This is a genomic window from Candidatus Steffania adelgidicola (assembly GCF_020541225.1).
GTDB lineage: Bacteria > Pseudomonadota > Gammaproteobacteria > Enterobacterales > Enterobacteriaceae > Steffania > Steffania adelgidicola.
On sequence record NZ_CP045889.1, the window covers coordinates 26,913 to 39,612 of the forward strand.

General features: G+C 30.6%; 4 protein-coding genes. 1 reads left to right on the forward strand and 3 read right to left on the reverse strand.

Annotated features, from left to right (window positions below; all coding sequences use genetic code 11):
* Nucleotides 1-267: 267 nt before the first annotated feature.
* Nucleotides 268-921, forward strand: coding sequence for a GTP cyclohydrolase I FolE (gene folE / locus GFK82_RS00105; protein ID WP_226810933.1), 654 nt, complete (start codon nucleotides 268-270; stop codon nucleotides 919-921).
* A gap of 1,598 nt (nucleotides 922-2,519) precedes the next feature.
* Here folE and GFK82_RS00110 read toward each other — a convergent pair.
* The 3 genes from GFK82_RS00110 to gmhB form a co-directional block, all read right to left on the reverse strand.
* Entirely contained in the window at nucleotides 2,520-2,978 is a 459-nt protein-coding gene (locus GFK82_RS00110) for a flavodoxin (RefSeq protein ID WP_226810934.1), read from the reverse strand.
* 3,927 nt (nucleotides 2,979-6,905) lie between these two features.
* The gene (locus GFK82_RS00120) at nucleotides 6,906-7,907 is read right to left on the reverse strand and encodes an AI-2E family transporter (protein WP_226810935.1); all 1,002 of its coding nucleotides are present in this window, start codon (nucleotides 7,905-7,907) and stop codon (nucleotides 6,906-6,908) included.
* A gap of 3,777 nt (nucleotides 7,908-11,684) precedes the next feature.
* Nucleotides 11,685-12,254 (reverse strand): D-glycero-beta-D-manno-heptose 1,7-bisphosphate 7-phosphatase, encoded by a 570-nt coding sequence (gene gmhB / locus GFK82_RS00125; RefSeq protein WP_226810936.1) that lies wholly within the window; start codon nucleotides 12,252-12,254, stop codon nucleotides 11,685-11,687.
* Nucleotides 12,255-12,700: the final 446 nt, after the last annotated feature.

A 12,700-nucleotide genomic window follows, 5' to 3' on the forward strand; every position in this document is an offset into this window, starting at 1 on the left:
AGAGAGAAAAGGTTGTTGATACCTAATAACGTGCTCTGTAGGATACAGATATCCTGTTTCAGATAATCTCACAAGAAGATTAACCAGCATCGATACAGGTATTATCCAAGATTGATATGATTAGAAAATTATTTCGATAGCAAGGTAAATACTTTTGATTTATCTGTTATGAAACGGATTTACTATATTATTCACTTAAGATGTATCAAAGTGTTCTTTATTCTGTTCTGAAACCTGAAGAAATGTATTTCCTGTTGGAGAAAAAATATGGTAATGCTGACAAAAGAAGCTTTAAAGGTGCACGAAGCTTTAAGGAATTGTGGATTAGAAACACCATTACAATTCCAAGTTCTCGATAGTAAAGTAAGAAAAAATCTTATTACTGAGCATATAACAGCAATTATGACATTACTGAACCTTGATTTGACTGATGATAGTCTTTTAGAAACCCCAGATCGTATTAGTAATATGTACATGGAGGAGATTTTTTCCGGACTAGATTACAGAAATTTTCCTAAAATAAAACTCATTGAAAATAAAATGAAAGTAGATGAAATGATTACGGTACGTGACATTACATTAACTAGTACTTGTGAACATCATTTTGTCATTATAGATGGTACGGCGACGGTGTCTTATATCCCCAAACAATGGGTTCTTGGGCTTTCAAAGATTAACCGTATTGTACAATTTTTTGCTCATCGACCGCAGGTACAGGAGCGTATGACACAGCAAATTCTCTTAGCGATACAAACCCTGATTGGGAGTAATAACGTAGCAGTTTCAATTGATGCTGTGCATTATTGCGTAAAGGCGCGAGGAATACGTGACGTTACAAGCACAACAACAACTACATCGCTGGGCGGATTGTTCAAATCTAGCCAAAATACACGCCAGGAATTTTTGCGCAGTGTTAACTGATAATCTGTAATATGTTATTATTAATAGCTGGATTTGACAGTTAATATAATTCATGCGTGAGAGCATGTGTTGCTAGATTTCACATATGTGGTTTCTATTCTAAATATTATTATCTTTAATATATTAGAGGCAGCATATATTTTAATTTCTTTCTCATATAAATTTCATGACCGAACTGAAGTTTAGGGTGAAATTTATTGCACGTTTTTTACCGTGGCATGGTTTTCAAAGATTTTTAAGTCGACTATATCTGAAATTTTCAAGAGTATACTAAGGTAGTATAGGACTATAAAAAAATGTATTAATTTTACAATTTGACTTTTTATGTCATCTATAAAATAGATTTTTGGTATATGCTTTCTATAACCTTGTTAAGGTTCATTATATAATGAAGTGTGTTTGTTTTTTTGTTGGTGTTTTTTTGAAACTCAAAGAGCTCTTTTGAAAAACTTTTGATATTCATGATTAATATCAAAAGATATGGTCATATAAGATATACGATCTTGATCGTATAAGCAGTATTAGATGTGAATCTATAACATCTCTTATAGAGATAGACGGTATTTAGTCTACCAAAATAACCATTGCATGGTAAAGATCCATATGAGATATGTATCTAACATGTATTTTATTTTTAGGTACTTTATTTTTCAGTTATACTGCTTTCTATTTTATAATATATATTTTCTTTCTTTATATACATAGAGGGATGTGCTTGTTTAAAGTTTATTGGAATGCAGAGATTTGTAAATTTCTTAAAAATTATCATAAAAGAAAAGAATATGTTTTTAGAGAGAACTCTTAAAGATTTTCTGAAGGGATAATTTTTTATGAAAAGAACAGAGAATTTTTTATCGATTTAAATCGTGTTGCACGATTTTTGATCGTCAATAATTTAAAAAGAGATATTATAATGTTAAGCCCATATTATTTCCTATGGTTAAATTTTGTTTCAAAGGAGTTTTTGCTTGAGAGTAAGGAAAAACTCATATGATGTTTTTGTTTTGCTGAAGTGTATGGGTAACTCTTTTATTATATATAGAATTATGCGCTGAAATCTAGATTAATAAGTAGCGAATAGATAAAAAATATGATACTGGTTTTTTGTTTAATGTTTTGAGTTAAAGTGAATCTATGTATATATATGCTATATACGAGAAATTTTAAGAGGGATGAATTATTTTAATTCATGGAAATGAATAACAGATTAATATACAGTGAGCCTTGCTATAAAGATACACAGCGGTATCTGAAAAGATAGTAACGGTTTTATTGAGTATAGCTAATTATTTAATGATAATAAAAATATTATTATAACATTTAATAAGAGCACGTAAATTTAGACATTTATCTAAAAAAGCTAATAAATCAATTGTTTTGTTGAAAAATTAAGTGGTTTATATATGACAACAAAATCACTTAAGCAATGTTTATTTGTAAGTCAACATCAATGGAATAGATAATGGATATTATATCGCGTTTAGGAAATATATTGTCGGATACAATCCTAAAGTTTAAAATAGATATATATAAATCGAGTTAGCAGAAACAGCCACTGAGCGATATATAAATCGTCGATGGCTATAGATATTTATAATCTAATAGGTTTTGTATAAACAGGCACCCCATTCTATCGCCCAGCGACAGGCTATCATTTCCGGATCAATTTGTTTTAAGCAATCAATTGTTAATATATTGCCTATCCGTGTGGCCCCTTTCTCTTGCAATAGCGTATCAAAGGTATATCCCGCACCGCAAAAGATATTATAACTGCTATCACCTAGTGCAATAATTCCATAGCGAAGCGTTGATTGATTTGTGAATTTATATTTCACCTCCTGAAAGAGTAATTGGATATTCTCCGGTAATTCTCCCTGACCGGTAGTAGAGGTAACAATAAGAATTACTTGATCTGCATACATTTGCCATTGGTTAAAACAGCCGTCTTGAAAAAGAGTGACTTGATAACTTTGTTGTCTCAGAAGTTCCTCTACTTTTTCAGCAAAGCATAGCGCATTACCGTATACCGTACCGACAAAAATACCTATATGAGCCATTTTAAACTCCCTTGTTCTGTATCATGTTACAGCAGCTTTATCTTGACTCGAAGAAAAAACTTCACTTCCTAATATTTAGGAAGACGGTTTCTTTAGTTAAAGAGATAAATCGTTTTTGGCAGCTGTCGTTCGGGCAGGCTAAAACGTGTCGTTGTTCTCTATTTACCGGGTGTTGTAAGATTATTATGGGACTAATTAGTTAGTAGTAAATTATGATTAAATGCTATGCTTAAAGGTAAAATAGTGGCAGAGAGTATATCTAGGTCTATCATGAGGAATCTAATGATGAAAATACGGGAACTGGATTCGGGAGGAAATCTTAAATGAAGCCAAGGCATGTGTTGTTGCTTTGAATATTACCATTAGCTGTAATCGATTGTTAAATATTCCTTAATGTTTTTGGGTATGCTAAACGATTAAATCTTAATTGTGAAATTAAGATTAAGAATAGAGTTTTGGTATCGAAAGGATATATTTAATGTGTTTTTCGTGTTTCATCTGATTATTTGAGTGTAAAAAATATATAAAAATTTTTACTTGATACCTGAATAAATACTGTGACTATATGAAAATATTTATTTTGTTCAGCGAGAGTCGTTTTAAAATAAAGTTAGATTAGAGATGGCATCAATGACTCATTCGCATTAGTGAAATCAATGCTTGTTTACCATTGGATAGCTATTTGAATTTCAGGGAATATGGCTTCTAGATTCGGCATTGGATTCAGTGAATTTAGGTGGTAAGCTGTATGTCAGGATAATTTTATCGCAGCATTTTAACAACGGTTGAAAGGTGATAAAAGTTTAGGTTTATTAAAAATAACGATGTATATTTAAAACACAGTGTAGACATATCACTTTTATTTATCCTAATGATTAGGATAAAAGCTATGAAAATCTAAAGTACTGTTTATTTAGTATTGATTATGTACTTTGAGATTTATGGTGATTTTTTACAAAAAAAACTAGTTCTTCCGTTATTTAAGAACTTCAAGAGATATATTTAAAATAACAATTAAGATAATATGTTATACATGTGAAAAATTAATTAACACCTAATGGATTTATTTGTTTTTAGAATGAAGATATCATGAGAATTAATGTCTTGTACAAGTAAAATCGTTCTGTCTGATAGCTGAAAGCTATAATCAGATCAATGAAGATATTAAACACACAGTCAAAATTCAGTAATCGGTATGGTTTGATTTATGCTAGAGATGATTATCCGCTAGATTCAAAAAGATAGATAATCATTTTGATTTGCATTATTAAATCGCATTAACCTCTATTTCTATTCGTTAAGTATGAAAATAGTTAATATAGCGATATTTTAGGGTATTTAACATACATATATAACGTCATCACATATCTTGTTTGAAAATTACTGTTCAGTAAGAAAATATTTATCATTAGAGTCCCCTCGACGCTTATTCAGTCTAGTGTTGGGGTTCTTGGCGTATTGATTTGTTCTTTTATCAGTTAGCAATTTCCGGTAAAGATTAGTAGGGTCCTATCGCTAATTCGTTTTATAAAGATAAGTAATATCATACTAATCATTAGTATGCGAGTTAGATCTGGTCTTAGAAGAATACCTACACACGACGGTAGTATTGCAATAATCCGTAGTAGTAGCAGGGAGGGGAGTAAGAAACATGTGATACTATATATAATTATTTGACTAGCTATTATGGCTATAACTAAAGAAAATAGCCCTGCTATAACGATGGTCATATAAAATATAGTGACTGTGGTGTTACGGTGAAGTAAAAGTGACAACGTAAGGTAAGATTGATCTGAATCAGCAAGGCTGGTATTTGCGATGAAATAGAAAGCCACTCCTGCGATCACTATTAATCTCAGATCAACGAAATCGGAAGTAACTATTATGGCAATAGCAACATCGAGTGTAGTACAGACGTAACGTTTACTCAGATGTTCTATGTTTATATCTTAGGTAAGCAATGAGTAAAAATAAATTACATACGGTATGATGGTAGCGAAAAAATGCCGGTAGCCAAAAAATTGCCTTTTCTATTAGGTAGTGTTGACAAAAACATACCATAAGTTAGTGGGATGTTTACTAAACGAAAAAACAGTTCATTGATATAGGCAGTAATGATAAAAAAGTAGTAGTGGCTTTATTACTCTTTCCAACATTTTCGCACTTTTGTAACATGAGAATAGAAAAAAAAGTAGTAATATCCATAATGAGTGTATCACTTTATAAGTGATACGGATAACCGGCTCTTTCAGAGCCGATAGTGGAAACATTAAATGCAGCAAAATCTTTAACCATCGCAGTTGTTTCTGATTGCATCTAGTAACTCAAAAACATTAGTTTTAAAATATCTTAGATATGCTCATCTAAATTTTTACCGCTAGCAATGTTTAATTTTAAAGATGGTGGTTGAATCAGTATTGTTATAATATTTCCTCGATTTCTACCTATAGAAGCTAGTAGAGAAAGCTAGAACTAGCTTAACTTAAATGTTAGTAGTGAAGTTTCCGGGATTAATATAGCTAATCGCAGCTATAATATCCTGTCTAGCAGAGAAAGTTTTGCTTTTTTATTATGTTATTAGCATATTCCGCAGTAAGGTTTGTGACTATATTAATGACCCTATCAACAATATATATAAATATATCATATAAGTTTTGGTAATCGTTTAATGAATGTATAGAGATGTTGATGATATCTTTGATATCAGGCTGTAATGCATAGTTTTTGGTTCGATTAGAAGATTGAGAGAGTGCGATATTACGTCTTGATAGTTAAAGCTATAGCATAGGCTATATTTTTTCCTAGTATGAAATTCGAGATTTTCATCCTGACTTTTAATGATTGTGCGGATGTCTTTTTATTTTTTTGTATTTAATCTTGTTTAAATTGAAAATATAAATAATTATCTGTTATATTCCTGCTGTGTTTATTGTAGGAACGTATACTGAAAACTTATTCCCTGATATATATACTTCGTAATTGAAGAATATTGATTTTTGTTATTGTGGTTGTCTGATTCTGTTCTGCGTTTTATCCACAAACATGATATATACACTTAAGGTATTAGATATTTATCTTGTCAATAATTTCTAATAAATATCTAAAGTATAGATTGTTAATCACTACTAATATAGTGAATGAGAAAACTTCTGAAACCAGAATTATGTATTAGGAATACATATAATATATAATTATTATCGTCTCTTTTTTGCTAATTACATTTAAAAATTAAAATGTAATTATATTTATAATAATGTGTTTTGTTTTTTGAGATAAGTTTGTTATTTCTTATTATAAATAATCTGGTATGTGTTTAACATCCTTATATTTTTCAATTGTGGATTATTACACCTGATAGGTAGGTATAGATAAAGAGTTTATTTTAAATAAATAAAATTAGCACCAGTGAAATGAAGAACTTGCTAACGCTAGTGAGTTTTTTTAATGTATATGTAAAATCTAGCGTAGTAATTTGATTTTAAATATATCCTTTATATGAACTATCCAGTTAAATGCATAATAGACCTTCATTATTGAAGCGAGTATTGCATGTGATAGTTATTTATATGTTTTTAAGTTTAACCTGCTTAATCTTCAGTAAGAATCGAAAATACATCCAACACAATATAAATGTTTATAGTTGTAAGGTAATAATAACCATTAATTCGATTAGGTATAGTGATGTTGATTCTTAATGATGTTACAGTTATAGACCCTATCTCAAAATGCTTACCAAGGAAAGGTAACCATTTTTAGACAAGTGGATATACATCCTAGACATAAATTAAGAAAGGTTCAGGTATCTGAAGGATTTATTTCCTTATTAACTATACATAATGCTTTATTATTTAGGTATAGTTCTATAATAAAAACAGCGGAAATAAGCATTCGAAGAATCACTATATTAGTATAATACTAAAAGGAATATTAGATGAGCTCTTGCGCTCTTAATTCAGTTTTTAGATAAGCATAATAAATTGGTGCTACTATAAATCCTTCTACACCAAATATCGCTTCGAAGATAAGCATAGCCAGTAGTAGCTCCCAAGATTTAGCATTAATTCGGTTGCCAACAATCTCTGCATTAAGAAAATACTCTAGTTTATGAATTAAAATAAGATATATCAGCATAATACCTCCTGCGCTTAATGAAAGAGAAAATGCTGAAATGATAATGATGAAATTTGAAATAAGATTTCCAATAATTGGAAGGAGACCAAAGAGAAAAGTTAATACAATAAGTATCTTACTTAGTGGAAGATAAACATTGAATACCGGGAATACAACAAGAATCATTATTGAAGTTAAGAAGGTATTAATTAAAGATACTTTGATCTGAGCAAAAACTATATTGCGAAAAGCCTGGGAGAGATAATACAATCGTTGCAAAAGCTCTTGTGTAAAGTAAGTGCTTCGGGAAGATGGCTTGTTAAGTGAAATTACTGCACCTATAATAAGGCCTATAAAAATAGTAAGTAACCCGTGTAAAAAAGAACGACCCATATTTCGGATAATAATTAAATTAGACTCCATTAAAGCAAAGAGTTGATCTTTTAGCTCCTCTGCGCTTTCTGGCAGAAATGAAGGGAGATGTTGGGGCATTCGATGTTGTACATTGGAAAAAATACGATTAATTTCTGCAGTAATATCAATATTGGGCCGAATATCCGATGTAAGAAAGCTGATTAAGCTAACGATGGCTAGTGTCATGCTAATTACCACGAATGCGGCAATCAATGTTACTACTACCCAGCGAGCGCGGCCGCTACCAACTAGGTGTTCAAACCATGGGGTTAACGAAATAATCACCTCATATGCGAGAAATCCAGCGATAAAGCAGGGAAATAAATGCATCGGGATGAGCATGGTCATAAAAAAAAACATTAATAGGTAAGAGGTGGCTTTTATCCATACCTTACTTACGCCCATTCTTCGTTCCTTCCATTACCGCTCAGTTCCTTTTAGATGAATAAGGAATAGAATATCGGGTTATCATGGCGTTTATTTTTTTAAATAACCATATCTATCTATTCCAGACAGGGAAGATGATTTGTGAACAATAAATCTTTAATTATGTTAAAGACATATAAATTATCGTGAAATTTTACGATCTATCTCCTCGTGATAGGGAATGCTGATTTTAAAAAATATTTTTAATCGATTTGATTTTAACCATACCATGTAGATTGAACAAAGAGTATCCGTGTGGTCAAGAATATATTTATTTTTTTACACGTATTTATTGATGTTTCATGGGAGGTGAATTTCATCGATTTATAACTTGCTCTTGTAGAAGATATCTGTCGTTTAATGATGGTTGTTTTTATTTCTCTTATGGTGAGTACTTTATCAAACTAATATGTTTATAAAGGGGTTATGCGATAGAATCAATGTAATTATATTATATAAAATATGAAGGTATAATTCAGATCCGAATAAATTCATATATAATAATATTATTTGGTTTAGCAAAATAACTTTGTTTACTAAATTAACTAACTATGTTGTGCTTGATGATGTTGTCTACTTATTCTCTTTCCATGAAAACAATGAAAAAAAGGAATGCTTGCATAATTTATAAAAAAAGTATTTCATAAAGCCATTCAATCCTGATTGAGAACAGGATTATGCAAGACATTTATGTACTATTTATGCCTAGAAAGGTTCCATCTTAACATATTTATAGATTGGGAATCTTCACTGATAAAAAAATCAGCATAGTAAGTAACCAAGTTATTAGTTACTAATAGAGTCATTTGGGAACTAAAAAAGCATTTTGATAATATTATTATACTATTATCAAAATGCCATGAGTAGCTTTATTTTTGTAGAAGTAGGTATTAACGGATTGTTTAGCATTATAAGCAAATGTTTATACTATCTTCTTAGCAGTGGTTCTGATTGCTCGCCACTAAATTGCTATCAACGATCATATCTATAATATGATGATTACCATCGCGCAATTGTTAGAAGAGATCATATGATACCTCGAGCTGAGATAAATGCTACTTCAGGGTATTACTGTGACTATAATCCATCAATATATGGGCTGGCAATCTGAGTGATTTGTGGATGTTTGTTCAATTATCTATACATAGTTTGCGTATGATAATTAGTCGCGCTTTTCTAGCATGGATAATATCCTCGCAGGTTTTACTAGCAGTTGAATAAAGCGTGATCTGATCTTGCGTATCGAGTAACTAGTAACGGGAGTCAATGGGATGTTTTGGTAGCATGAACGGCATCAATAGCAATAGCAACACTGTTGCTATTGACACCGTTATTTAAAACTCGATTGGACAGGAGAGCGATGACACCATTTCTCTACAAATTTGCGTATCGGTTGTGAAATCGCCAATAGTTTATTAACTTATAAGACTAGAAATATACTCTCCGATAACAAAATCAAGAAATTTGGTATTGGTTGTCAGATGTAATTGATGAATTGCTATTAATAGCTGACTGGAAACTTATAGTTCATTATTTACTCGGTAGTTTTCATCTAAGTTCTGGATCTGTATTATTTTTTTCATCGCACGAACTATACGTAGTTTTTAAACTGGATTCAGTCGACTGCTATAGTCTATTGTCTCTATGTGTCAGGAAGAGAACAAGGGCTGATAATTACTAGCAGACCAGGATCATTGCCGTGTAGAATATATTTAATAGACTGACGTATGTGTAGGAATGTTCTTCCTTAAACGGATATTTATTGAAAGGCGCTAGTAGCTAAGCACGGAGGGGAGGACATGCATGCTTTAATGCGCCGCGTACGCAACTTATCTATTTTATGCTATATCTATCATGGGGGATTTTCATAAGTGAACTGATTAACATACAACAAAACGCACGATATCAAAATCGATATCAAATTTAACTTTTTCCTATCGAAAATTAATACAAAAATCATTGATTATGATTTAGATTGATTAACTATAACAAATAATCATGTTCTATTTCAGGATCTTTATCCACTACTAATTTTGAATATAGATGATTCTAGGGAAAAAATTGAATTTCGCTAGATAAACGTAAAAGATATTACTCTCGCTTTTAATGGAATCTTATCGAGGGGTGGTTAACTTAAATAGGATTATATAGATAAATAGATTAGTTATCTAAAGATAATATCTTGACTTCATATAATTATATTAATTATATTGATAGATTTTTTAAACATAAATCACACTATATTTTTATACAAGTATAATTTTAAAGGAACAAAAGAAGTTGTTTCTTACCATGCGTAAACAGAATGTTTTTTATTTCACAGTCAAAACAGTTCAGTTATTTAACTTGAATAAATTTTACCAAATAAAAGTTTTTATATGCCAAGAAATATTTCTTTTGTTTTTTTATCTATTTTATCGATCGGAACTTAGTGAAGTATAGATCGATTATGGATGTAAGGTTATCTCATAAAGCGAAAATATATATTTTTAAAACATTCGGGAGTTAACCATATAAAATATTTTTTTCAATTTTGGTAATACTTTAGTATCTAATACTAATTAAAACGGCATTGATTTTGAGCTCAACATATTAGCTTGGTTGTCCCTTTTTATTTGAAATGAAAAAAAATGGTGTGTTTTAGGATATATTATTTCTCTGTGGTTAAATAACTAAGGTTTATTTTTTTTATGGTGTGTTTCCTATCTCAAAAAGAGATCGTCTGTATATCTCTTTTCATGATTTTCATCATCCTCTAATTAGGAGATAACTATAGAAGATCTTCCGTTAAGATTGAGGAAAGAAGAGTTTCCTGTTATAAAATAATGTTTGAGTGGAAGTTTAGGAGAGGTTTGACATTGAAATACAGGTAATCCTAGGCAAAGTTTATTGAAAAATTTAGGTTAAGATTTGTATGCATTTTTGTTTCTTGTTTTATATCTTTCGCTTCCTATTGAAAGATATAGTATTCCATATTTATTCTGGAAATAGAATTTTTATAGAAAGTTACATATTATTATAAGTAATATATCGAAAAAGAAAACCATGTGTCAAAGAAAAAATATACATATTATTAATATTAGCGCTTTACATATAAAAATGTAGAATATAGATTCGATGTTTAATATAGTATATATTATTCATGGGGTTGTGCATAAGGTTATTAATGGTTTTAGTATGCTGAAATTAAGATTGTTATCTTCCCATGATATACTCTAGACCGATTATGAAATCTAGTAGTGGATATTAAGAAACATGTATAGATTATAGAGGTATATTTTATTGATATACGTTTATAGAGTCTAAGATAAAAATAAGAAGATAGAAAGGTACTCTATTCAAAAATGTTTAGAAAAGATATCTTATAAAGTATTTTGTTCATTATCGAAAATAAGATAACAGTTTTATTGTTATATGGTTCATTAGAATATGCCTAGAGCGAAATTTAATTAACCATAATCTTTAAAGACTGTTATTGTCAAAGCTAATATGTATCTACAAAGAAATAGTCTAAATATTGTTATGATATTTGTTAAGATTATTATGGAGAGAAGGTGTGCGCTATTTGGATATAATGACTGATGGGAAAGATGAAGGTTATTATGTAGAACTCAATTGGTAGAATGGTTTGGCTGATATTTCTAATTATGACGGAGGAATTTCTATTTACATACTCTTCAGTTATGTTAGGTAATACCGCATAATAAATATTATATTTTACTCTAAAACAAATATCAATTAATTATAGAGATAAAACTAGTTTTTTTGATGTTGTTTGATAATTACTGGGAGTATGGAGAGGCTATTAATAACCCAATCTGCTGCTCTACTAGCCTGGAGAGTTACTCTTTTCCCAGTTCGTACTAGGACCCGTGTTCCCACCCCTGCTGCTTTGGCAGCTAGCATATCGTTGAGGGTATCTCCTACCATATAAGACGATGCCATATCAATACGTAGATGACGCTGTGCATCTAGTAGCAATCCAGGCTGTGGCTTTCGGCAGTTGCATGTTTGTCGTAACTCTTCTATTATCCCATGCGGATGATGAGGGCAAAAATAGATACCATCAAAGTTAATCCCATGGTTTATTAGAGACCAGTTCATCCATTGCGTGAGTCGGATAAACTGCTTGTGGTTAAAGTAACCTCGTGCTAGCCCAGATTGATTGGTTATGAGAACAAGAGCAAACCCAGTTTTTTTTAATTCCCGTAAAGCCTCGATCACACCGTCAATAAAGTGAAAATTCTCAATTTTATAAAGATAGCCGTTATTGGTGTTAATCGTGCCGTCACGATCTAAAAAAATTGCGGAAAGAGACTTGATCACTGGAAGGTACCTTGTAACAGATAAGAGATAATTATGATATGTTTTGATATAAAAGAGAAATCTATTCTCCTTTATTACCGGTTATTTTTCAAATTGATGGTGTTATAAAGATTCATGGAATATGAAGATATAACCTGAATAATCAAATTCTGTCTGTCGAGCATGTTTTATAAGTAATGAATATCTGCATTTTAATATAATCCAACTATTTTTATAAAAAACACCATAGCATCGCCTTCTAGAAGGCGATGCTAAATTTATTTGAGATTAATATCTTCTCTAGGTGGTTGACTGTCTGACCATGAGATTAAGAGAGAGATCCTCTTAATAGGAGTGGTTTTTATATAGAAGATCTTAAGTGTATCTCTTGCATATAAAACACTCTTGTGATCTTGAAAGGTCATATGTTTTTATAAATTGTGGATGTTTCAGATTTTATTAATACT

Excerpts from the sequence above, each read along its gene's own strand:
- folE (WP_226810933.1), top strand. The coding sequence starts at position 268 with ATGGTAATGCTGACAAAAGAAGCTTTAAAGGTGCACGAAGCTTTAAGG.
- GFK82_RS00110 (WP_226810934.1), bottom strand. The coding sequence starts at position 2,978 with ATGGCTCATATAGGTATTTTTGTCGGTACGGTATACGGTAATGCGCTA.
- GFK82_RS00120 (WP_226810935.1), bottom strand. The coding sequence starts at position 7,907 with ATGGGCGTAAGTAAGGTATGGATAAAAGCCACCTCTTACCTATTAATG.